The sequence below is a fragment of the Streptomyces araujoniae genome (assembly GCF_050871195.1).
Lineage (GTDB): Bacteria > Actinomycetota > Actinomycetes > Streptomycetales > Streptomycetaceae > Streptomyces > Streptomyces bacillaris.
The window spans coordinates 7,680,349-7,701,833 of sequence record NZ_CP194070.1 but is presented as its reverse complement, the minus strand read 5'-3'; the positions used below and the strand labels follow the sequence as shown (position 1 = coordinate 7,701,833).

Genomic DNA, 21,485 nt, shown 5'->3' with positions numbered 1-21,485 from the left:
GGCCCGTGGGGCGCTTTTGGGGCGGCGTGAAACGTGAAACAGCCCCGGCGGGTCCACGGGGGCCTACCGGGGCTTATCGGTCCGGCGGTACTCCGTCCCCGAAGGGGGCACCGGGCCTACCCCGCACGCTCCATATCGGTGCGGGGCAGCCCCAGCCTATCGGGGCCCTACGCGGCCACCAGTTCGCGGACGGGCTCGGCGACCTTCACGGGCTCGACCAGACGCACACTCGCGCCCGGGGTCGGGGAGTCTCCGCGCACTTCGGACGCAAGCTCGGTGATCTCTCCCGCGAGGGCTTCCGCTGCGGGGTCTATGCGGCCCCCGCAAGCGTCGCAGTGGATCACGCGCAACAGCAGCGCGTCCGTGTCCTTCCGCTCTCCGTTGTCGATGCTGCGGGAGTTGAGCAGCGCGCCGATACGGTCGAACTCGGTACGCGTCATGATCGGCGTTTCGGTCGCCATGATCGGGTTGCCCTCGGCGTCCCGCACGGGCTTGCCCTTGTGCATCTTCCAGCCGAGCAACGTCGGGTTGCGGAGCATCCGGCCGATAGCAGCGGGGGTCCACTTGAACACGTCACGTACGACGTGCGCCCCCTTGGCCCCGCCGGTCTTCCCGCCCTTGCTCCGGTCCATCTTCACGGCCCAGTGATCGCGCGGGCTCGGGATGCTGTCCACGTTGAGACCACAGGCCACCGCCGAAAGGGTCGCCCCCTCCAACAGCTCACGGACGATCCGTTCAATGACCTTGACTGCGTCCGGGTCGGGTACGAGCGTCCAGCCGATACCGCCATGTTCCTTGGGCATCGGGGCGGGCATATAGCCGTACGGCGGGCGACCACCATCACGCCACCGAAAGGGCATTTTCCGGATGGCAGCCATGGCGCCGGTCACACGGTCGGTGATGCTCTGCGACTCCACCTGTGCCGCAAAGGCAAGCATCATCATCATGAGTTCCGACGTGGGGTCCATCGGATCGCGGAAATCAAAGACGATCTTGCCCCCGCCGATGCCCTCGGCGAACACCAGCATTTTGCGGTGCTGCTTCGCCCACTTCGCAAGGTCGTGCATGTCGCTCATGGACCGGATGGCGCGGTCAAAGCGCCACCACACCAACACGTCGTAGTCGTCCGGTCGGGCGAGCCACTGTCCGAGGGCGGGACGGTCGAACGGGGCTATCTTGCTCGCCGATACGTCAAGGTCTACGGCCTCGCGGAGCGCGTCACCGGACCCAAAGTCGATGTTGAGTTCTGCCGCAATCTTGTCGTCGGCCTCACGCTGCTGCTCGGGGCTGGTGGTCTCATCGGTCAGTACAGACAGGCGTATGCACCGCACACCCCGCAGGGTCCGCGTTTCGTAGACCGTGCCCGCGAGGGGGTTCCGGGGTGCACTGTTCATGCCCCCCGTAGGGACCGAGGGGGTTCCGCTGTTCTCCGTACCAGGCTTGACCAGGACCGATGCGACCACGACGACACTCCAGAACCTCTAGTTCTGAGTGTTGGGAGACCCCGACGGCAACGAGTTCACGGTCCGGGCGTCTCAGCCCCACTTCTGACGGGTCGAACCCGTGCAGGGGAGCGCGCGGAGCCCCAGGGCGACGCTGTCGTCCAGGCACTCCGCACCGGCCGCGCTCCGTACCTCCGCCGACTCGTCGGGCCAGGTGGTGAACGACCACTTCTGGGTGGGGGAAGCGGAACACTCCACGGCACGCAGCCCCGTTCCGCCGTGGTCGAGGCAGGCCCCGGTGGCGTGGTTCCGCAGCCGGTGGGTGCCGTCCGGCAGCTTCTGCGCGGTCCACCGCTGGTAGCTCAGCCCGTTGCACGCGTACGTACGGAGGTGGTGGTCGAGGCTGTCGTCCAGACAGGCCCCGGTCGCGCGGCTGACGAAGATCCTCGACGTGTTCGGCGCTCCCGGGCCGCCCTCCGCCGCCGTCCGCCCGCTCACCGTTCCGGTGGTCCCGGCGGTTGCCGCCGGGGGGTCGGGCGGCAGCAGCAGGGACCAGGTGAGCAGGGAGCCCAGGACCGCCCCGACGACTCCCCCGGCCGTGGCGAGGACCCAGCGGCCGGACGGCCCGGGCCCGGTGACGCGGTGCCACGGCCGGGTCCGCGGCGGCGGCCCGGGCGGCTCGGCCTCGGCGGGGGCGGCCGGGGTGCCGGGGGCGGGCGTGATGGCGGGGGCGGGCGGGCCGGAGGGCTGTGACGGTTCCCGGGGCTCCGGCAGCGGTGGGGTCTCCGGCCGGCTCCGGTCGGCGGCCTCCCAGAGGGTCCGGTACGCGATCGGGTCGGCGCCCAGCGCACGGCACAGGTCCCGGACGGTGGACCAGGGTGGGACGGTGCTGCCGCGGAAGTAGCGGGAGAGCGACGAGTCGCTGATCCGCACCCGGGTCTCCAGGTCGCGCAGGGTGCGGCCGGAGCGCTGCTGGAGCGCCCGCAGTTCGGCGCCCAGCCGTCGCGCGGCGTCCTCGGGTGCTGCCCCCGCGGCCATGGCTCCGTCCCTCCGTCCGGGCCACGGCTGCCGCCCCGGCCCGCTCCTCTCCGTACCGGGACGGGCATGTCCCAGCAGGTCGGAACCCTAGGGACAGCGAGAACCCCGAGACAATCGGGACAAGCGTGCGAAGGCTGACGCGGTGCCGCTCCCGCCCGTCAGGAGGCCTTGAGCCGGTCCTGTTCGCCGGGCCCGAGGATGACGTCACCGTCGAACATGACGATGACGGCGGACATGACGAGGGCCGCCAGCGGGCCGGCCACCATGACGAGCAGGAAGGAGATCATCCCGGCCGAGGACTGGGTGACGGCCCCGTGGTTGTCGAAGGGGACCTCGACCGCCGCCATCCCGGTGTAGTGCATGCCGGTCACGGCCACCCCCATGATCAGGCTGGCCGCGAAGCTCGCCCGCAGCCCGTGCACGGACATCGCCGCCCAGAGCGCGGCCGTCGCCGCGACCACCGCGATGAGGATCGACAGACCCACCGTCGGGTAGGAGTAGCGCAGGCCGCCGGGGGTGTGCATGGCTGCCATGCCCAGGTAGTGCATCGCGGCGACGCCCAGGCCGGTGAAGATCCCGGCCGCGGTCAGCACGCCGGTGCCCGTACCGCGGAAGCCGACCAGGAACACGCCGACGGCGACCACGGCTATCGCGACCAGGAGGCTGAGCACGGTGATGCCGGAGTCGTACTTCATCGACATGCCGTCGATGGTGAATCCGGCCATGGCGATGAAGTGCATGGTCCAGATCCCGCAGCCGATGGAGACCGCGCCGAGCGCGAGCCAGCCGACCCGGTTGGATCCGCGCCGGATCGCGCGGGTGGTGCAGCGGAGTCCCAGTGCCGCGCCGAGCCAGGCCATCAGGAAGGCGGCGACGGGGGTCACTGCCCCGTAGTGGAAATTGGAGACGGTGGCTTCCATGGCCGGAGTCCCTTTCGAGCGGTCGGGGGCGCCCGCGGAGCGGCCGGCCGGGAAGGCGGCGCGCAGCGCGGGAAGGGGCGTTCGGGCGTGCGGGGACGCGTCCGTGCCCCCGCCTCGCGTGCTCGGCCGGCTCCCCTCGGCACAGGGCCGACCGTACGGATCCACCGATCATTTTCGGCCAACCGATATTGAGGATTCAACCACACACACGTACGGCCTTCCGCACGATCGTCCGAACTCCCCTGCAGCCCTTCCCGCGTCGCCTACCGGTCGCCCCGCAGTTCGTCGCCGAACGCTGCGGCCAGTTCGCGCCATTCCGCCAGGGGCAGCCCGGCGCCGCCCTCATCGGCGGTGAGCACCTGGAGGGCGACATGGTCGGCACCGGCGTCGAGGTACTCCCCGGTCCGGGCCTTCACCTGCTCGGCACCGCCCAGCGCGAAGAGGGCGTCCAGCAGGCGGACGCTGCCGCCGTCCTCGAAATCGCCCTCCGTGAACCCGAGGCGCAGCAGGTTGGCGGTGTAGTTCGGCAGCCGGAGGTACCCGGCCAGCATCTCCCGGGCGGTGGCGCGGGCCCGGTCGGGATCGGTGTCGAGGACCACCGTCAGCTCCGGGGCGAGCAGGGCGTCGGGGCCGAGCGCCTCGCGGGCCTCGGCCGTGTGCTCGGTGGTGACGAGATACGGATGGGCCCCCAGCGCCCGGTCGGCCGCCAGCCTCAGCATCTTCGGGCCGAGCGCGCCGAGGACCCGTTCCCCGGGCTCCACCGCCGGGGTCGCCGCGTCGAGCGCGTCCAGGTAGCCGGCCATCGCGCTGTACGGCTTCTTGTACCGCGGCACCAGCGGGCCGTGGCTGACGCCCAGGCCGAGGACGAAGCGCCCGCGCGCGGCCTCGTCGAGGGCGGCGAGCCGGGCCGCCACCTCCTCGGCGGGGTGGCTCCAGATGTTCAGGATGCCGGTGGCGACCGTCACCGTGCGCGTGGCGGCGACGACGGCGGTGGCGTCCTCGGGCGAGGGGCTGCCGCCGATCCAGAGCGTGCCGTACCCCAGTTCCTCCAGTTCGGCCACCGCTTCCGCGATGGCCCTCCGGCCCGCGTCGTCCGTCCGTGATCCGTGCAGGGCGCCGCTCCAGACGCCGATCCGGCCGAAGGCCCCGTGCGCTGTCTCATGTGTCCGGGAAGTCATGGTGTGATCAACAGCGGCCCGGGGCCGGTATTCCCGGCGGGGTGCCCCGCCCCGGACGGCCGCGACGGCCCGCCTCTCGCGTACGTACGCCGACGGCCGTCCTTCCCCCGCACCGGATGGCGGGGGAAGGACGGCCGGGGAGGCACCGGATGACGGGGCCGGTCGGGGGTCAGGGTCAGGGGGCGGTGCCCCAGGCGAGGGTGGAGCCCACGTAGACGCCGATCCTTGAGGCGTCGGCATAGGCGGTGTTGGTGGCCCGGCTGTAGTCGTCGGCCTCCTGGAACGGCGACCAGTCGGTCTTGTTGAGCCTCAGCTGGATCTCACCGGTGGAGGCGCCCGCGGCGAGGGTCCCGCCGGAGAACCCGGCTTCCAGGTAGTGGCTGGCGCCGGCGGCCGGTGTGCTCGCCGCACGCACGGTGTGCGTCACGGTGCCGCAGCCGCGCACCGCGTAGTCGCAGGAGGTCGAGAACGTGTTCGCGCCGGCCTCGGGGGTGAACCAGTAGCGGACGGTGACCCGGGACAGATCCACGGCGCTCGTCCCGGTGTTGACGACCTGGAGCGCCATGCGGATCTGGTTGTCCGTCGGGGAGCTGTCGGTGTTGCGGTACTGGACCTTGAGAGCGCCCGTGCCGGTGGAGCCGCCGTCGGTGGTGACCTGAACGGCCGCCGAGGCCGCCGACAGGTTCCCCGCCGCATCCTTCGCCCTGACCGTGTAGCTGTAGGCGCTCGACGCGCCGAGGCCGGAGTCGGTGAACGTCGTCGAGGCGGTGGAGCCGACGAGCACTCCGCCACGGAGGATGTCGTAGCCGGTGACGGCCCGGTTGTCCGTGGAGGCCGTCCAGGCCAGCGTGACGCTGCTGCTCGACTTGGCCGTCACCCGCAGGCCGGTGGGCACGGTCGGCGCCTCGGTGTCGGAGCCTCCGTCACCTCCGCCGCTGAGCGGCGGGTTGGCGTTGCGCAGGAGTTCCTGGAACTGGCCGGAGAACCAGTGCCCGGCGACCGGCGAGTTCGGCAGGGCACCCGTGAGGTTGAAGCCGTTGCGGCCGTTGCCGGTGTACGTGGGGTCGCACATCCGGTCGAAACCCTTGCCCTCGTCGTTGTCGATGGGCTCGCTGCTGCCGTCGGACTCCCCCGGCGGCTTGGCCCAGACGTAGGCGTCGATGCCGGGCTCGGGGGCGGTCGTCGGCCGCTCGCCGATCCCCGCGCCGCTCTGGTTGCACCAGTTGCCGGCGTGGATACGGCGGTCGGTCCTGCTGCCGTCGACGTAGGCGTCCACGCTGGTCAGGGGCCCCGGTCCGGCGGGCCGGTCCGGGCCTCCCCAGCCGTTGCGGGCGGTGTCGATGAGCATGCCGATGTCGGAGGCGAAGCCCTGGCGGACCAGTTCGGTACGCAGGGCCTGGGCGAAGGAGAGTTCGTCGACGTAGTAGTTCCAGTCGACCCAGGAGGACTGGCGCACCGTGGTGCCGTTGACCGAGTCCGTCACCTTGAAGTGCGGCTCCTTGAGGGCCGAGTAGTTGGCCGTGTTCACGATGAAGCCGTGCACGTCCGAGACCGACGCGCCCTCGACCGTGGCGGCCTTCTTGAACTGCTCGGCGGCGGGGACGAAGTTGGAGTCCCAGCCGAGCCAGCCGTGGTGGGCGGCGTCGACGTAGTTGTAGACGTTGGGGATGGCCCCGAGGGTGTGCAGGGCGTACCCGATGCCCTTCTCGTAGTTCCCGTTCGCCTTCATGGTCGCGCACTCCGGCGTCGAACCGGCGGTACCGCCCGCGTTGGTGACGAGGTTGGGCAGCGAGTCGGGTTCGATGAGCGTGACGATCCGCAGGTCCGCGTAGGCGGGATCACCGAGGATCGCCGCGATCGGGTCGATGTAGTCGCTCTTGTAGCGGCCGAGTTCGGTAGGGCCGAGTTCGCCGTTGGAGGCGAGCGCGGCGCAGTCCCGGCCGGGGAGGTTGTAGATCACGACCTGGAAGAGGTCGGCGCCCTGGCTCAGCGCCGTGTCGAGGTGCGCGCGCAGCCCCCTGGCTCCGGGGGTGCCGCCTATCGCGGCTATGCGGTCCATCCAGACGAACGACGGCTCGTCGGCGATGACATCGCCGCCCGGCTCGGCGGCGGCCCTGGCGGACCAGTCGACGTTCACGTAAGGGGTGGCCCCGATGTAGGGATTGTCGACCCGGGGAGCGGCGGCCGACGCCTGGCCCGGTAGGGCGATCGCCAGGGAGGCGCCCATCACCAGGGCGGACAGTGCGGCCACCGTGCGGCTGCGGAATGCGTGCGGGGCGGTGCTTCTCGTTCTCATTGCGGCTCCGTGCTCCTCTCGTTCGTCCGCCGCCCGACGGCGGACGTGCTCAGGGGTGAGGCGTGCGAGGTGGTACGGGAACTCACTGTGGGAGCGCTCCCACAGTGCCGTTGCGACAAGTTCATGTCAAGACACTCGACGCGTCCACCCGGCAGAGCGGGGCGGGGGTGAGAGTGGAAGCGCTCCCACAGCCCAGAGGGCCGGTGACCGCCGGCACGCCCCGGCCCCTCCGGCGGGCAGCGGACCGAGAGGGCCGGCCCGCTGCCCGCCGGGTCTCACCGCAGCCGCCGGATGTCACCCCGGACCCGGTAGAAGCCGCCGGCCGCCGCGTGCAGGGCGTCCACGGCGTACCGCGCGCCGGGCTCGCGTATCGCGCGGGGGAACTGGACGTTCCAGGAGGTGTCGTAGCCCCCGGAGACGACGTGCACCCGGAGCCGGCCGCCACCGTCCTGGACGCACTCGACGACGACCGTCCCGGCGGGGGCCTGGGCCACGGTGGTGACCGCGGTGGCGGCCGTGGCGGGGGCGTACGTCGGCAGGGCGGCGGCCAGCTTCACATCGCGCGGCGCCGGGACCGTGCCCTGCTGGGCGTCCGCGATGGCCGTCTCGCTCGCGTCCACACAGACCAGCGAACCGTCGGTCGTCACCAGGTAGAGACGGCCCTCCCGGTACTGCATGGACAGCGCGGAACCGCCGCCCGTGCCGAGCTTCCACAGGCGGGTGCCGTCCCGGTCGAAGCAGTAGACGGACGAGGAGGCGTCGCCCGCGAAGACGAACCGGCCGCCCGGCGAGGTGGCGCAGGAGTAGACCGCGCTGTCGCAGGCATACGTGGCCTCGATGGCGCCGGTCGCCTTGGCCAGCCGCTGGACCGCCCGGTGCGCCGTGCCCGCGTACACCGCGTCGTCCTCCTGCCAGCCGAAGAGGACGCCGCCGCGGGTGGCCGTGTGCCACAGCTCGCCGCCGCCGTCGGGGGCGTAGGCGGTGACCCCGCGGTGGTGGCCGTGGTAGACCGCCCGGTCGTCGGCGCGGACCATCCAGGCGTGCTCGCCCTGGCTGCGGCGCGCCCACTGGTGCTCGTCCTCGTGGTCGATGACGGTCAGCCGGCCGTCGCGGTCCGAGACGTTGAGCAGGCCCTCGTGGATGTCGAGCCAGAAGATGTCGACGTCCGCCGCGATGTCGTAGGCCGCGAACGGCAGCTTGGAGGAGAGGTCGTAGACCCGGCCGTCGTCACAGCCCGCGTAGATCCAGAAGTCGTCCGCGACCAGGCACTTGACCCCGTCCGGCAGGCTGAAGCGGGCGAGGACGCCGCCGTCGTGGTCCAGGGTGTAGACGTCGCCCGCCTGGTTGCCCACCCAGCACTGCTCGTCGTCGACGTGGATGCCGAACGCCGAGGAGCCCGTACGGAAGCGCCAGAGCACGGGGGCGACGGCGCGTGCGGTGGAGGGGGCGGAGGTCACCTGGCGGCGGGTCACGGCCCGCGGCGCCCGCTGGCCCTGGACGGCCGGGGCGTACCCCTTGCGGACCTTCTCCCCCACCTTCTTCGCCGCCGCGGCCTGCGCCTTGGCGACCGTCGCGAACGTCGACGTCTGGGTCTGCCCGCCCGCGCCGATCCGGCCGTAACGCACCGTCACCACGAGGCCGTCGACGGTCACCTCGTAGAACTTGTGCGCGCCGGCGCCTTCCTGTGACAGTTCCAGATACGTCGTCGTCGGCACGGTGGACGCGGCGGACATGGCAGACCCCTCCCCAGGGCGGACCCGCGGCCGTTCCGGCGGGTCTCACTGCACACACCGTAAGGGCGGCCACTGACAACCGGCCGTCGGGCTCCTCTCCGGGCTACCAGTAGTGGCGCCTCCCGCCCACCGCGCGGCCCGTCGCGCCCAGGACCCAGAGCACCAGGCCGATGGCCACGAGAATGATGCCGATGGTCCAGAGCACGGAAATTCCGGCCACCAGACCGATCACCAGCAGAATGACACCGAGGACAATCATGGAGTCCTCCCGACAACGGGGCTGTCCTTCGAGTATGCGCCTCACAAGGACTTTCCGTCGCCCGGCCCCGCGTGGGCCCGGGGAACGCGGGTACCAGACAGCGCGACCCGCACCCGAGGGAAAGCAAGGTGGTCGCGCATGTCCTCCTCCATCGTCGAGACCGTCGACATCAAGGCTCCGGTCGCCGTCACCTGGGCGCTGTGGAGCGATGTCACCCGGTGGCCGAAGTTCCTGAGCCACGTCCAGCGAGTGGATCCGCTGGACGAACGGCGTTTCGCCTGGCATCTGTCGCTGCCCGGGGCGGAGAAGTCGTTCGTGGCGGAGCTGACGGAGGTGGTGCCGGAGAACCGCATCGCCTGGAAGACCACGGAGGGGGTCCACCATGCCGGGGTGGTCACCTTCCACCGGCTCGACGACTTCTCCAGCCGGGTCGCGCTCCAGATCGAATACGACCCGCAGGGTTTCGTGGAGCGCCTCGGCGCGCTCACCAATCTCGACGCGACGCTCGCCAATTACGATCTCGGTGAATTCCAGAAACTGGCCGAAGTGACGGCGGCCGGGCGTATTTCGGAAATCCGCTGATCCGTCGGCCCGTGCGCGCACGGGCCGGTGCCGGACGCGCGAGCGGGCCGCCCGGGGCTCCACCGGTTCACCGACCGGTGGGGCCCCGGCGCTGTTCCGGGCGCGGTCCGGTCATCCCGGGATCTTCCAGCGGCGGCTCTTCGACGCCGCCACCAGGGCGGGAACCGTGCCGAGCTTGACGCGCGGGCGGCCGTGCTCACGGCCCCGCGCCACCTCCGCCCGCTCGATGGCGGCCAGCCCCCGGGCGTCGACGACGTTCCGGCCGCGGCTGCGGGCGAGGCGGCGGAAGGCCGAGGACGGATGGGCCGGGGAGGCGAGGGCACCCGCCGTGGCGTCGGCCAGCAGCGTGCCCACGGTCTCCGCCGCGCAGGTGCGGTTGGCGCCGATGCCGCCCGAGGGGCCGCGCTTGATCCAGCCGACGACGTACGTCCCCGTCATGCCGCTCACCCGGCCGCCCTCGTGCGGGACGGTCCCGGATTCCTCGTCGAAGGGCAGGCCCGGTACGGCCACGCCCCGGTAGCCGATCGCCCGCAGCAGCAGCCCCGCCGGGATCTCCCGCTCGGACCCGCGGTCCGTCACGCGTACGGCCGTGACGGCGTCCTCCCCCACCGCCGCCACCGGGGCGGAGTGGAAGCGGAAGACGATCCGCCGCCCCGGTGCGGGCGGCTGCGACCAGTCCACCGCCCGGCGCTCCACGCCCTGGAGGAGGGCCGCCTTCGTGCCCGGGGCCGCGCCGTCGATCGCGGGGCCGGTCCTGGGGTCGTGGTCGTCGACGACGAGGCCGACGCCCGGCAGATGTCCGAGGGCGAGCAGTTCGGAAACGGTGCACGCCGCGTCCTCGGGGCCGCGCCGCCCCAGCAGCACCACCTCGCGCACCCGGGACCCCCGCAGCGCCGCCAGCGCGTGGTCGGCTATGTCGGTGGCGGCCAGCGTCTCCGGGTCGGAGACGAGGATGCGGGCGACGTCGAGGGCGACGTTGCCGTTGCCGACGACGACCACGCGCTCGGCGTCCAGGGAGACCGAACCGGGGGCCACCTCCGGGTGGGCGTTGTACCAGGCGACGAACGAGGTGGCGGAGGCCGAGCCGGGCAGCTCCTCGCCGGGGATGCCGAGTCTGCGGTCGGCGGAGGCGCCGACCGCGTAGATCACCGCGTCGTGGTGGGCGGCCAGCTCCTGGGCGGTGATGTCCTTGCCGACCTCGACGCCCAGGTGCATCCGTACCCGGGGGTGGGAGTGGAACCGGGCGAAGGTCTCGCCGACCTTCTTCGTGGCGGGGTGGTCGGGCGCGACGCCGTAGCGGACGAGCCCGCCCGCCACCGGCAGCCGATCGACGAGGGTGACCTCGGCGTTGGTGTGCAGGAGCAGGTCCTCGGCGGCGTACATGCCGGCCGGTCCGGTGCCGACGACCGCGACCCGGATCGGGGCGAAGTCGGCGGGCAGGCTGCGCTCGAAGACGGGCTCGCCCCAGGTGTGGAAGTTCGGCCCGGCGGGGGCGGGTCCGGGCTGCCGGTCCGCGTAGTACGCCGCGTTGATGGCGGCGTACTCCTTCTGCGCCCCGAAGAGGCTGTCCACCGGGAAGATCGCGTCGACCGGGCAGGCGTCGGCGCAGGCCCCGCAGTCGATGCAGGTCTGCGGGTCGACGTAGAGCATCTCGGTGGACCCGAACGCCCGCTCCTGGGGGGTGGGATGGATGCAGTTGACGGGGCAGACGGCGACGCAGGTGGCATCGGAGCAGCAGGTCTGGGTGATGGCGTAGGTCATCTCGTCGTCTCGGGTCGTGGTGAGGGAGCGGATCGGCCGGAGGCCCTCGGCAGGGTCAGATCAGCGAGGCGCGCTTGTAGAAGAAGAGCGCGGGCCGCGTCAGCAGCCGGGCCGAGGCCAGGAACTCCATGAGCCCCGAACAGCTGGACCGCATCAGCGACTTGTGGTGCTCGTTCGCGCGGGCCTCGGCGCGGGCGCGGTCGGGGTCGAGTCCGGCGTTGGCGTAGACGTCCCGGTTCACCATGCTGGTGACGATGTAGTACGAGGCGATCGCCACGACGATCGCGTTGAACCGCCGCCGTACCGCGCCCGCGTCCCGCAGCCGTTTGCGGGTCTCGTCGCGGGCGAACTTCATGTGCCGCGACTCCTCGACGACATGGATGTTGTTGATGGTGCGGACGAAGGGCGCGACCCGCTCGTCGCGCATCCAGTCGCGCTGCATCACGTCGAGGACCTCCTCCGCCACGAGGATGGCCGCGTAGGCCGCCTCACCGAAGGCGAGGGTCTTGAAGGCGCGGCCCAGCTCCACCACGGGGCGGCGCGGCCGGTAGGCGGGGGCGCCGAGCTTGGCCGCGCCCCGGGCGAACATGATCGAGTGGCGGCACTCGTCGGCTATCTCGGTCAGCGCCCACTGGAACCGGGGGTCGGTGGGGTCCTTGGCGTACATGTCCCGGAGCACCATCTGCTGGAGGATCATCTCGAACCAGATGCCGGTGCTGGCGACGGAGGCCGCTTCCTGACGGGTGAGCGCCTTGCGCTGGGCGTCGGTCAGCTCGTTCCAGTAGGCGGTGCCGTAGAGGGTGGACCACTCGGGGCTGGCGCCGTGGTGGTCGGGGTCGAGCGGGGTCTCCCAGTCGACCTCGGTGGTGGGGTCGTACGAGAGTTTGGCGGCCGAGTCGAGCAGGCGCCGGGCGACGTCCTGCTCGGCGAGCGGGTCCCGGCCCCGGTTCTGCTCCTGGTTCTCCGGCCGAACGGTGCTGCTTGACATGGTGCGGCTCCTTGACTCGGGAGGTCGGCCCGGCGCCGCCCGGCCCGTCCCCCATCGCGTGTCCCGTCCGATGGGTACGACGGCTGCCGGGCGCCGCCCTGCTGGTCGCTGGCCACGTGCCGCTTGTTAGACGCGACGTCTAGCAAGCTTATTAGACGCAAGGTATAGCAAGAGGGGGGCGCAGGCCTAGACCCGTGCGGCACATCTGTACGGCCTCTCCACGACCCGGCACGTCAGGGCCTGTTGGGGGCACAGCACGGCGCCGGCCCGCCTCGGTGGTGTCGAGGCGGGCCGGCGGGGGCGGAACCGGGCGATCGGGGGGGAGAGGGCGTTGCGCCGCTGCTCCGGCCCCGTACGGCGTCAGGCGGGAACGGGGGCGTCGGTGTCGGGCCCGCCCGGAGCGGGTCCCTGCTCGGGCTCCGGCACCCGGTCCATCTGCTCCGGCCCCTCCCCCGGGTCGCCGAGCTGCTCGCGCAGGTAGTTCCAGACCACGGCGAGCAGCGCCGCCACCGGGACGGCGAGCAGGCTGCCCACCACCCCGGCCAGGCTGCCGCCGAGCGTCACCGCCAGCAGGACCACCGCGGCGTGCAGGCCCAGGCCCCGGCTCTGGATCATGGGCTGGAAGATGTTGCCCTCCAGCTGCTGCACCGCGATGATGATCGCCAGCACGATCAGCGCGTCGGTCAGGCCGTTGGAGACCAGCGCGATCAGCACCGCGACGAAACCGGCGAAGACGGCGCCGACGATCGGGACGAACGCGGAGACGAAGGTCAGGACCGCCAGCGGGAGCACCAGCGGCACGTCCAGGATCCAGAGGCCGATGCCGATGAAGACGGCGTCGAGCAGACCGACGAAGGCCTGGGAGCGTACGAACGAGCCGAGCGTGTCCCAGCAGCGCTCGGCCACGACGGGGACGTCGGTGGCGAGCCGGCCGGGGAGCTGGCGGGAGAGCCACGGGAGGAACCGCGGTCCGTCCTTGAGGAAGAAGAACATCAGGAAGAGGGCCAGCACAGCGGTGATCAGACCGCTGAAGACGGTGCTCACCCCGGTGACCGCCGTGGTGACGACACTGCCGGCACTGTTCTCGATGCGGTCGACCGCCGCGTCGAAGGCGCCGGTGATCTGGGCGTCGCTGATGTTCAGCGGCGGACCGGCGGCCCACTCGCGCAGCCTGCCGATCCCTTCGACGACCCCGTCGGCGAGCTGGCCGGACTGTGAGGCCACCGGAACCGCGATCAGCGCCAGGATGCCGGTGCCGACGAGGAGGAACGCCACGGTCACCAGGGCCGCCGCCGGGGCGGGACGCCAGCCGCGGCGGCGCAGGAAGCGGGCGAACGGCCAGGTCAGGGTGGTGAGCAGCAGACCCACTATCAGCGGCCACACCACCGGCCAGGTCCGGCCCAGCAGCCACAGGGCGACGGCGGCCATCAACAGGACCAGCAGCAGTTCGGCCGAGACACGGGCCGATCTGCGGAGCGCGGCCGCGGTCTTCTCGGAACTCAACGTGGCAGACATGAGGTCACCCTACGAGGGCCGCACCCACCGCCCCGCCCGCGGGGAACGAGTCCGGGCCCGGAACAGGTCCGAGGGGCGGCACCGTACGGTGCCGCCCCTCGGACCACGGACCGGCCTCAGCTCTGCGGGCGCTTGCCGTGGTTGGCGCCGTTCTTGCGGCGGGCCTTCTTCTTACGACGACGCTTCGAGGACATCGAACCCTCCTCTTCCCTCTGCTCGGTGGGGCACATCTGATCCGCCGGACCATGGGGTCCGGAGGCGAGGAGGACCACTCCTCGCCCCTACCGTCACAAAGACGGGCCGCGGTCGCAAACCGCCGCCCCGCCGTTCGAGGTCACTTGAAGAGGCTCTCGCCGAAGTCCTCCGCGCAACGGTCCTGTTCGGCCTGGGTGACGGCCTTGTCCATGCAGCTCTCGAAGTCCTTGAACGAACCGGAGTTGACCACGGATATGGCGAAGATGAGCACGATGACCGAACCGATCAGCCCCAGGACACCGAGGACGAGGCCGGTGATCGCCATGCCCTTGCGCGGGGCGCGGCCCTGTCGGGCCCGGAGCGTGCCCAGGATGCCGAAGATCAGCGCGAGCAGACCGAAGAGGAGTCCTCCGAAGACCGTCCAGAAGAAGAGGCAGGCGATCAGACCCAGCACGAGGGCCGTGACCGCGAACCCGTTGGTGCGGGCGGGTTCGGGGGTGCCGTACGGAGCCCCGTACTGCCCGCCGTACTGCGCCTGGTCCGCGTTCGGCTGCTGAGGGTAACTGGGCATGGACATCGGATACGAACTCCTTACCAAAAGTTGTCCTGTCCATATGCCCTGGAAGACCGCCCATATGCAAATCCGATCTCTGTCCGGAGGGTGGGGTGCCGCCCCTCGCTACCCCTCGCGGCGCCTGTGGAACCGGGCCGACAGGTGGTGCTGGAGCGGCTGTCCGACCGCCGCGAGGTCGTGTTCGAGGGTGAGCGTGTCGCCGTCGGTCAGGGTGTAGCGGCGGCGGGTGGCGTCGACCTGCTTCGCGGTCGGGGTGAGGGCGACCTCGTGGGCGGCGAGGTCGACGGCGCCGTCGGCGGCCCGGCCGACGGCGATCTCGGCGACGCCGGTGGGCTGGGTGATCAGGGCCTCCACCCGGCCCTCCGGCTGGAGCCGCCACCATCCGCTCTCCCGGGCCGAGGGCCGCAGGGGGTTCCCGTCCGCGCCGAGCAGCCAGGCGCGCGAGGCGTAGTGGAGGAAGGGGCGTCCGTCATGGCTGAAGGTGATCTCCTGCGCATAGGCGAACGCGTCGTCCAGCGTGGGGTATCCGCCCCGCCCGCTCCCCGTCCAGGTGCCCAGCAGCCCGAGCACCGGCGTGAGGAGTGGGTGAGGTGCCGGTGTTCCGTCGGGCCGGAGGGAGTCGGGGTAGGGGGTGAGCGGGGCGGGGTCGGACATGGCGTGTGTGCTCCTGGTCGCTGCGGGTTTCTGGTTCCGGCAGCAGCCTAGGAGGTGGGTCAGGGCCGGTCGTGCGCCGGCGGGGCGGCCTCCTCCAGGCGGATGATGCGCGGCAGGCGTTGGATGGTGGCCTCCCGGTGGGCGATGACGATGAGGGTCCGGTCGGCCCGCAGGGTGTCGATGGCGGTCTCCAGGGTCCGTGCCGTGTCGGGGTCGATGTCGGCGGTGGCCTCGTCGAGGACGAGCACGGCCGGGTCCAGGAGCGCGGCGCGCACCAGGCCGATCAGCTGGAGTTCGCCGCCCGAGAGCCGGCCCGCGCCCCGGCCCAGCCGGGTGTGGAGTCCGTCGTCGAGCGAGTCGGTCCAGCCGGTGAGACCGAGGTGGTCGACGGCCCGGGCGATGGCCTTCTCGTCGGGGTCGCCGGGCACGAGCCTGAGGTTGTCCAGCAGGGTGCCCTCGATCATGTGGACGCGCTGCGGGATCAGGACGATCCGGCGGCGCAGTTCGCCGGGCGGGAGGCTCGCCAGGTCGTGGCCGTCGTAGTGGACGGTGCCCCTGTCGGGGACGTAGAGGCCGGTCATGAGTTTGGCCAGGGTCGTCTTGCCCGAGCCGGTGGGGCCGACGAGCCCGACGCGCTCCCCCGCCTCCACCCGTACGGAGAGTCCGTGCAGGACCTCGGTGCCCGCCACGTAGGAGTAGCGGAGGCCGTCGATCTCGAGCGGGCCGCGCTCGGCGGTGAGCGGGTGCGAAGCGTCGTCGGAGGCCCTACGGGGCGGGGCGACGGCGGGGCGGGGTGCGGTGGTGGTGAGCAGGTCGAGCAGGCGGGCCAGTCCGACGAGGGAGATCTGCACCTGGCCGACCAGGTTGGAGGCCTGGCTCGCGGAGTCGAAGAGCTGACGGGTGGCGAGGACGAAGACGACGACCGTACCGACGCTGATGGAGCCCCGGGCGGCGAGCCAGCCGCCGACGAGCAGGAGTACGGCGGTGGTGACGCTCTGGACGACGCGGGAGAGGCTGATGAGGAACAGGGCCCGCTGGCTGCGCCGGGCCGCCCGGTAGCGCCGCTCGTGGTCCGCGAGGAACCGCTCGCGCCAGAAGCCGACGCCGCCGCCGGTCTGGAGCATCTCGCGGGACTGGACCAGTTCCCGGTAGGTGGTGGCCACGGTGCCGGCGGCGGCCGCCTCGGCGGCGAAGGCCGGGTTGGCGACCTTCTTGAACAGCCGGAGCACGCCGACGATGGCGGGCACGAACGCGAGGGCCAGGGCCAGGGTGAGCAGGGGCGAGTAGGTGAGCAGCACGACGGTGGTGAAGACGAGGTAGCCCGCGACGGTGAGGACGTCGGGGAGCTGGCTGCGGACGAAGTTGGCCAGGTCCGCGATCTCGGTGGTGGTCCGGCGCAGCAGGTCCCCGGAGGGGTGGGCTTCGAGGAACCGCAGCGGCGCCCGGGAGAGCCGGGTGACGGCCAGTTCGCGCAGGGCGCGGACGACGCGTTCGCCGACGGTGATGAGCAGCAGCTCGGACTGGCGGAAGAGGACGAGCCGGAGCAGCGCCAGCACGGTGAGCGCGGCGACGGCGGTGAACAGGCCCGCCCGGTCGCGTTCGAGGAGCTGGTCGACGCCCGCGCCGATGACGGCGGGTACGGCGACGGTGGAGGCGGTCGCGGCGGCGCCGGCGGCCAGGGCGAGGGCGATGCCCCGGCGTTCGGGGCGCAGATGGGGCCAGGCGCGGCGCAGGACGCGGCGCTGGTCGGGGGTCGCGGTCAGGCGCTGGTGTTCAGCCACCGGTACTCACCCGCTCTTCCGTTACGTCGTCGGGTGCGGCGCTCCGGGCCGGTGTCAGGGCGAGGGTGCGGTCGGCCGCGTCGATGAAGGTGGCGCGGTGGGTGGCGCAGACGATCGCGGTCGTTCCCGACCAGGCGCGGAGCCGTTCCAGCAGGGCGCGTTCGGTGGTGGTGTCGATGGCCGAGGTGATGTCGTCGAGGATCAGGACGGCCGGTCGGCGCAGGACGGCTCGGGCGAGGGCGAGGCGTTGGAGCTGCCCGCCGGAGAGGGTGCTGCCGCGCTCCCCGACGAGGGTGTCGAGACCGTCGGGGGCGGAGTCGAGATAGCCGTCGAGTGCGGCGGTGCGGCAGGCGTCGCGCAGTTCGTCGTCCGTGTAGGGGGCGCCCAGGCGGAGGTTGTCCGCGAGGGTGCCGCTGAGGGTGACGGGGCGCTGGGGTACGTAACCGATCCTGGCGTGGAGTTCGGTGGTGTCGGCCGCCTCCAGCGGGACCCCGCCGAAGCCGACGGTGCCGCTGGTGGGCGGCTGGAGTCCGGCGAGGACGCGGAGCAGGGTGGTCTTGCCGGAGCCGGTGGGGCCGGTCACGGCGACGAGTTCGCCGGGGCGGACGGTGAGGTCGACCGGGGCGAGGGTCGGACGGCCGTCGACGAGGTGGCTGACGCCTTCGGCGGTGAGGTCGCCGCTCACGGGCAGCGGCCGGGTGCCCTCGGCTCGGTCGGTGGGTCCGGGCAGCAGGACGTCCTGGAGGCGGCGGGCGGCGGTGGTGGCCTGGCTGAGCTGGCTCACCCTCAGGGTGATGACGCCGACCCAGAGGACGAGCATGCTCATCCAGCTGGTGAAGGCGACGATCCCGCCGACGGACATGGTTCCGCGCAGCACGGCGAGGCCGCCGAGTCCGAGCCCGGCGCCGATGGCGAGGGCGGGCACGAACGGCGAGAGCGCGGCCCAGTCGGCGGAGACGCGCCCGGTGGCGAGGGTGTGCTCGGTGACGGTGGCACTGCGCTCGTGGTGCCGCCGTACGAGGGCGGGTTCACCGCCGAGACCCCGGACGGCCGCACTGGCGGAGAGCAGTTCCTCGACCGCGTCGGCGCGGCTTCCGTGGGCGGCGGAGAGCCGGGTGTTGGCGGCGCCGAACCGCTTGGGGAACCAGTAGGTGTTGATCCAGACCAGCGGCGGGACGCAGAGCACGCAGACGACGGCGAGCAGCGGGTCGAGCCGCATGATGGCCACGATCATGACGACGAAGCCGCCGACGCCGGTCACGAACGAGGCGAAGCCGGAGAGCCAGGTGCGCACCAGGTCCACGTCGCGGGTGCCGCGCATGCCGAGGTCGCCCTCGCCGAAGCGGGCGAGCGTACGGGTGTCGAGCCCGGCGACCCGGTCGGCCAGGGCGATGTAGAGACGGTTGCCCTGGGTGGTGGCGAGGAGGGTGGAGTACCAGCCGAGGACCATCTCCGCGAGGGCGGCGAGGATCCCGGCCCCGATGATGACGATCGCCCAGCGGCGCAGGGCGGAGCCGTCGCCGCTGACGATGCCCTGGTCGACGGCGCGTTCGATGAACCACGGGAGGGCGATCAGGGCGAGCTGGTAGACGAGACCGCCGACGACGGCGAGCGCGGCGAGGGCCGGCCGGTCCCGGAGGCACCCGGCGAGGAGCCGCAGCCCTTCCCGGGTGGTGGGCTCGGCGGTCTTCCCCTGGGGGGTACGGGGGGTCATGAGGCACCTCGCCCGGCGTCGGCGGGGTGGGCGCGGCGGGCGGACGGGACGGGCCGTTCCGCGAAGAAGCCGAGCAGGGCGGCGTTGACCTCGGCCGGGCGTTCCAGATGGCCGAAGTGTCCGGCGCGGGCGATCTCGGTGTAGCGGGCGCCCGGGACGGTGCGGGCGATCTCCTGGGTGGCGAGCGGGGAGATCATGACGTCGTCGGAGAAGCCGACGCAGAGGAGCGGGACGTCGATGGTGGCGTACCGGTCGAGCCGGTCGGTGTCGCCCATGGCGTCGTACTGAGCGCGGACCCCGGGGCCGTTCTCGCCCGGCGCGTAGGTGAAGACGTCGAGCCAGTCCGTGATCGCCCGGGGATCGCGCAGGGTGTGCGGCGAGAGGTAGCACAGGGCCGAGAAGACGGCGCGGTGGGAGACGGGGACGTCCGCCCCGCTGTCGTGGAGTTCGCGGCGGGCCAGGCCGAGGGCCGCGCCGAAGGTGTCGGGGCGGGCCCAGCCGGCCATCAGGACGGCCTGGTGGACGAGTTCGGGCCGGGAGGCGAGGAGTTCCCCGACGATCGCGGAGCCCAGGGAGAAGCCGACGATCCGGCAGGGGGCGAGCGCGAGGTGGTCGATCAGGGCGGCCACGTCGGCCGCCATGGCCTCCAGGGTGATGCCGCCGGGCGGTAACACGTTCGGCGGGAGGCCCCGGTTGTCCGGGGCTATCACCCGGTAGCCCGCGTCGGCCAGGGCGGCGGTCTGGTGGGCGCGCCAGGTGGTGCGGCTGGCGCCGGTGCCGTTGACGAGAACGACGGGTTCTCCGTCGCCGCCGGTGTCGTCGTACACCAGGTCGATGCCGTTGAGGGATGCGGAAGGCATGGTGGGGGTCAGACCTCGCTGTCCTGGGTTTCGCCCTTGGTCCAGTAGGCGGTGAGGTGGGTGTCGGCGCGGTCGAGGCCGAGGCGGTGGACGAAGTGGTGGCGCAGGTCCCGCATCACGCCCCGCTCCGCTCCGCCCCAGACCCGCCCGGCGCCCTCGGGGAGCCGGAGGCCGGTGGCGTGTTCGCGCAGGAGGTCGCCGTGACCGCGGTCGTGGCGGTGGAGCCAGGTGACGGTGGCGTCGGCGCGGGTGGGCAGCGGCTGCTCCTCGTCCCGGTCCGCGACCTCGACCGCGGCCAGGACCCGGTGGCCGGCCGGGAGTTCACCGAGGATGGCGCCGACGGCGGGCAGCGCGGTCTCGTCCCCGAGGAGCAGGGTCCAGTCGGCGAGGGGGTCCAGCGGATAGGCGGGGCTGGGGCCGTACCAGATCACCTCGTCGCCCGGCCGGACGCGCTCCGCCCAGCCGGAGGCGAGCTGCTCGGGCCCGTGCAGCACGAAGTCCATGTCCACTTCGCCGAGTTCGGGCCGGTGCTCGCGGATGGTGTAGCGGCGCAGCCGGGGCCGGGCGGTGGGCAGCAGCGCCCGGGCGGCCTCACCGGTGAACGGCCGGGGCAGCTCGACACCCGGCTCGTAGAAGTACAGGGCTACATGCTGATCGCTGCCGTTGCTGCTGAACTCTGACAGGTCGTCACCACCCAGTGTCAGGCGCACCATGCGCGGGGTGATGCGTCGCGCCCGGCGCACGGTGGTCACATGGAGCCGCCCCGGCCTGCGGGTTCGGTGCTCGTCGGTCGTGGCCCTGCTCATGGTCTCGGGACTCCTCGCTGCCCTTGTCGGTGATCGACTCCCTGAATCCTGCCAAGAAGCGATAGGTTAGGCATACCTTACTTCCGGTCGCGCTCCGGTGCGTCCGGAAGATCTTCCTGTTCTGAACTAAGGAGTGAACATGGCACGTTCACGTGTTGTGTCCGGTCCGGTGGGGCGCAGGCGCTTCCTCGGCGGACTCACGGGTGCGGCGGCGGCCTTAGGGCTGACGGCCTGTGGCGTGAGCGAGTCCGACGGCAAGGCGTCGGACGGCGGCTCCACGGAGCCATCCGGTGCGGCGACCCGCAGCATCGAGACGGACAACGGGACCGTCGAGGTGCCCCGGGAGCCCAAGCGGGTGGTGGTCCTGGAGAACTACGACGCCCTGATGCTCCTCGATCTCGGACTGGTCCCCGTCGGCGTCCCGGACGGTGCGGCCAACCCCCAGCTGCTGCCGAAGGATGTGTACGAGCAGCTCAAGGACGTCGACACGATCGGCGCCTCGGGGACGCCCAACTCCCAGGCGATCGCCGCCCTCAAGCCGGATCTGATCATCGATCAGTTCTACAAGGAGAAGTCGGCGCCGCTCAGGACCATCGCCCCGGTGGCCTTCTTCGACTGGCACACCAGCGGCGCGTTCTGGAACGAGCAGATCGCGAAGATCGCCACCGCGGTCAACCGCGAGAGCCGGCTCGCGGAGAAGAAGAAGGAGTACGAGAGCCGGATCGCGGAGGTGAGGACGGCCTACCGCAAGCAGATCGAGACCACCACCTGGGCCCCGCTGAGCGGCGGTCCGAACGGCAAGTTCTTCCTCGGGACACCGCTGGTCACGGTGATGCGCGATGTCGGTCTGCGGATCGGCGCCGGACTGCCCGAGAAGGAGGCCGGGTTCGTGCCGAAGAGCTACGAGGAGATGGACGTCCTCAAGGACTGCGACGCGCTGATCTACTCGGTGCAGGCCGACGGCAAGGCCACCCCCACCACCCAGCAGCTGCTGGACCACAAACTGTGGAAGGGCGTGCCCGCGGTCAAGGCCGGACGGGCCTTCCCCTCGAAGCACTTCGTGATGGCCAACTACAGCTTCGCCATCGCCGCGGTCGGTGAGATCGAGGAGATGCTCAAGAAGATGTAGCGGGGTGTCCCCGAGGGGGACCCGGCCGGTGCCGGGTCCCCCTCGGGCGTTCCCGGACGG

18 protein-coding genes and 1 pseudogene are annotated in these 21,485 nt (G+C 71.9%); 2 read left to right on the top strand and 17 right to left on the bottom strand.

Features of this window, described 5'->3' with window-relative positions; all coding sequences use genetic code 11:
* Positions 1 to 311: 311 nt before the first annotated feature.
* From ACQ9ZG_RS32350 to ACQ9ZG_RS32320, 7 genes and pseudogenes are all read right to left on the bottom strand, one after another.
* Positions 312 to 1,394 (bottom strand): annotated as a pseudogene (locus ACQ9ZG_RS32350) (recombinase family protein); the annotation flags it as partial.
* 141 nt (positions 1,395 to 1,535) lie between these two features.
* Positions 1,536 to 2,480, bottom strand: a complete 945-nt coding sequence (locus ACQ9ZG_RS32345; RefSeq protein ID WP_499281525.1) for a helix-turn-helix domain-containing protein — start codon at positions 2,478 to 2,480, stop codon at positions 1,536 to 1,538.
* 158 nt (positions 2,481 to 2,638) lie between these two features.
* Positions 2,639 to 3,400 carry an MHYT domain-containing protein gene (locus ACQ9ZG_RS32340; RefSeq protein WP_032755727.1) on the bottom strand — a complete coding sequence of 254 codons (762 nt, stop codon included), beginning with the start codon at positions 3,398 to 3,400 and terminating at the stop codon, positions 2,639 to 2,641.
* Positions 3,401 to 3,663: 263 nt separating this feature from the next.
* Positions 3,664 to 4,578: an LLM class F420-dependent oxidoreductase gene (locus ACQ9ZG_RS32335; RefSeq protein WP_109915362.1), complete on the bottom strand. Its 915-nt coding sequence runs from the start codon at positions 4,576 to 4,578 to the stop codon at positions 3,664 to 3,666.
* A gap of 175 nt (positions 4,579 to 4,753) precedes the next feature.
* On the bottom strand, positions 4,754 to 6,805 hold the full coding sequence (locus ACQ9ZG_RS32330; protein ID WP_258312153.1) for a glycoside hydrolase family 6 protein: 2,052 nt from the start codon (positions 6,803 to 6,805) through the stop codon (positions 4,754 to 4,756).
* 344 nt (positions 6,806 to 7,149) lie between these two features.
* Positions 7,150 to 8,607 carry a WGR domain-containing protein gene (locus tag ACQ9ZG_RS32325; protein ID WP_109915360.1) on the bottom strand — a complete coding sequence of 486 codons (1,458 nt, stop codon included), beginning with the start codon at positions 8,605 to 8,607 and terminating at the stop codon, positions 7,150 to 7,152.
* A 103-nt stretch (positions 8,608 to 8,710) separates the two neighbouring features.
* Positions 8,711 to 8,866 (bottom strand): DUF6131 family protein, encoded by a 156-nt coding sequence (locus ACQ9ZG_RS32320; protein WP_019765497.1) that lies wholly within the window; start codon positions 8,864 to 8,866, stop codon positions 8,711 to 8,713.
* 138 nt (positions 8,867 to 9,004) lie between these two features.
* On the opposite strand from ACQ9ZG_RS32320, the gene ACQ9ZG_RS32315 reads away from it, so the two are divergent.
* A complete protein-coding gene (locus tag ACQ9ZG_RS32315; protein WP_028417840.1) occupies positions 9,005 to 9,448 on the top strand; it encodes an SRPBCC family protein in 444 nt (147 codons plus the stop codon).
* A gap of 111 nt (positions 9,449 to 9,559) precedes the next feature.
* Here the strand turns inward: ACQ9ZG_RS32315 and ACQ9ZG_RS32310 are convergent, their stop codons facing one another.
* The 10 genes from ACQ9ZG_RS32310 to ACQ9ZG_RS32265 all read right to left on the bottom strand — a co-directional run bounded on the left by ACQ9ZG_RS32310 (position 9,560) and on the right by ACQ9ZG_RS32265 (position 20,296).
* Positions 9,560 to 11,209 carry an FAD-dependent oxidoreductase gene (locus ACQ9ZG_RS32310; protein WP_499281524.1) on the bottom strand — a complete coding sequence of 550 codons (1,650 nt, stop codon included), beginning with the start codon at positions 11,207 to 11,209 and terminating at the stop codon, positions 9,560 to 9,562.
* A 55-nt stretch (positions 11,210 to 11,264) separates the two neighbouring features.
* Positions 11,265 to 12,197: an AurF N-oxygenase family protein gene (locus ACQ9ZG_RS32305; RefSeq protein WP_109915471.1), complete on the bottom strand. Its 933-nt coding sequence runs from the start codon at positions 12,195 to 12,197 to the stop codon at positions 11,265 to 11,267.
* Between the two features lie 360 nt (positions 12,198 to 12,557).
* Positions 12,558 to 13,712 (bottom strand): AI-2E family transporter, encoded by a 1,155-nt coding sequence (locus ACQ9ZG_RS32300; RefSeq protein WP_109915472.1) that lies wholly within the window; start codon positions 13,710 to 13,712, stop codon positions 12,558 to 12,560.
* Positions 13,713 to 13,828: 116 nt separating this feature from the next.
* A complete protein-coding gene (locus ACQ9ZG_RS32295) occupies positions 13,829 to 13,906 on the bottom strand; it encodes a 50S ribosomal protein bL37 (protein WP_370454205.1) in 78 nt (25 codons plus the stop codon).
* A 140-nt stretch (positions 13,907 to 14,046) separates the two neighbouring features.
* Entirely contained in the window at positions 14,047 to 14,484 is a 438-nt protein-coding gene (locus ACQ9ZG_RS32290; RefSeq protein ID WP_018487664.1) for a DUF4190 domain-containing protein, read from the bottom strand.
* Between the two features lie 102 nt (positions 14,485 to 14,586).
* Complete coding sequence (locus ACQ9ZG_RS32285) at positions 14,587 to 15,135, bottom strand: heme-binding beta-barrel domain-containing protein (protein ID WP_109915473.1); 549 nt, start codon at positions 15,133 to 15,135, stop codon at positions 14,587 to 14,589.
* A gap of 59 nt (positions 15,136 to 15,194) precedes the next feature.
* Positions 15,195 to 16,916, bottom strand: coding sequence for an ABC transporter ATP-binding protein (locus ACQ9ZG_RS32280; protein WP_499281523.1), 1,722 nt, complete (start codon positions 16,914 to 16,916; stop codon positions 15,195 to 15,197).
* Positions 16,909 to 18,630, bottom strand: a complete 1,722-nt coding sequence (locus tag ACQ9ZG_RS32275) for an ABC transporter ATP-binding protein (RefSeq protein ID WP_109915626.1) — start codon at positions 18,628 to 18,630, stop codon at positions 16,909 to 16,911. The genes ACQ9ZG_RS32280 and ACQ9ZG_RS32275 overlap by 8 nt, the downstream gene beginning before the upstream one ends.
* Positions 18,627 to 19,490, bottom strand: a complete 864-nt coding sequence (locus tag ACQ9ZG_RS32270; RefSeq protein ID WP_109915625.1) for an alpha/beta fold hydrolase — start codon at positions 19,488 to 19,490, stop codon at positions 18,627 to 18,629. Before ACQ9ZG_RS32270 ends, ACQ9ZG_RS32275 begins: the two co-directional genes overlap by 4 nt.
* Positions 19,491 to 19,498: 8 nt before the next feature.
* Complete coding sequence (locus ACQ9ZG_RS32265; RefSeq protein WP_109915624.1) at positions 19,499 to 20,296, bottom strand: siderophore-interacting protein; 798 nt, start codon at positions 20,294 to 20,296, stop codon at positions 19,499 to 19,501.
* A gap of 238 nt (positions 20,297 to 20,534) precedes the next feature.
* Between ACQ9ZG_RS32265 and ACQ9ZG_RS32260 the strand changes: the two genes are divergently transcribed.
* The gene (locus tag ACQ9ZG_RS32260) at positions 20,535 to 21,425 is read left to right on the top strand and encodes an ABC transporter substrate-binding protein (protein WP_181398259.1); all 891 of its coding nucleotides are present in this window, start codon (positions 20,535 to 20,537) and stop codon (positions 21,423 to 21,425) included.
* Positions 21,426 to 21,485: the final 60 nt, after the last annotated feature.

Excerpts from the sequence above, each read along its gene's own strand:
- ACQ9ZG_RS32345 (WP_499281525.1), bottom strand. The coding sequence starts at position 2,480 with ATGGCCGCGGGGGCAGCACCCGAGGACGCCGCGCGACGGCTGGGCGCC.
- ACQ9ZG_RS32340 (WP_032755727.1), bottom strand. The coding sequence starts at position 3,400 with ATGGAAGCCACCGTCTCCAATTTCCACTACGGGGCAGTGACCCCCGTC.
- ACQ9ZG_RS32335 (WP_109915362.1), bottom strand. The coding sequence starts at position 4,578 with ATGACTTCCCGGACACATGAGACAGCGCACGGGGCCTTCGGCCGGATC.
- ACQ9ZG_RS32330 (WP_258312153.1), bottom strand. The coding sequence starts at position 6,805 with ATGGGCGCCTCCCTGGCGATCGCCCTACCGGGCCAGGCGTCGGCCGCC.
- ACQ9ZG_RS32325 (WP_109915360.1), bottom strand. The coding sequence starts at position 8,607 with ATGTCCGCCGCGTCCACCGTGCCGACGACGACGTATCTGGAACTGTCA.
- ACQ9ZG_RS32320 (WP_019765497.1), bottom strand. The coding sequence starts at position 8,866 with ATGATTGTCCTCGGTGTCATTCTGCTGGTGATCGGTCTGGTGGCCGGA.
- ACQ9ZG_RS32315 (WP_028417840.1), top strand. The coding sequence starts at position 9,005 with ATGTCCTCCTCCATCGTCGAGACCGTCGACATCAAGGCTCCGGTCGCC.
- ACQ9ZG_RS32310 (WP_499281524.1), bottom strand. The coding sequence starts at position 11,209 with ATGACCTACGCCATCACCCAGACCTGCTGCTCCGATGCCACCTGCGTC.
- ACQ9ZG_RS32305 (WP_109915471.1), bottom strand. The coding sequence starts at position 12,197 with ATGTCAAGCAGCACCGTTCGGCCGGAGAACCAGGAGCAGAACCGGGGC.
- ACQ9ZG_RS32300 (WP_109915472.1), bottom strand. The coding sequence starts at position 13,712 with ATGTCTGCCACGTTGAGTTCCGAGAAGACCGCGGCCGCGCTCCGCAGA.
- ACQ9ZG_RS32295 (WP_370454205.1), bottom strand. The coding sequence starts at position 13,906 with ATGTCCTCGAAGCGTCGTCGTAAGAAGAAGGCCCGCCGCAAGAACGGC.
- ACQ9ZG_RS32290 (WP_018487664.1), bottom strand. The coding sequence starts at position 14,484 with ATGTCCATGCCCAGTTACCCTCAGCAGCCGAACGCGGACCAGGCGCAG.
- ACQ9ZG_RS32285 (WP_109915473.1), bottom strand. The coding sequence starts at position 15,135 with ATGTCCGACCCCGCCCCGCTCACCCCCTACCCCGACTCCCTCCGGCCC.
- ACQ9ZG_RS32275 (WP_109915626.1), bottom strand. The coding sequence starts at position 18,630 with ATGACCCCCCGTACCCCCCAGGGGAAGACCGCCGAGCCCACCACCCGG.
- ACQ9ZG_RS32270 (WP_109915625.1), bottom strand. The coding sequence starts at position 19,490 with ATGCCTTCCGCATCCCTCAACGGCATCGACCTGGTGTACGACGACACC.
- ACQ9ZG_RS32265 (WP_109915624.1), bottom strand. The coding sequence starts at position 20,296 with ATGAGCAGGGCCACGACCGACGAGCACCGAACCCGCAGGCCGGGGCGG.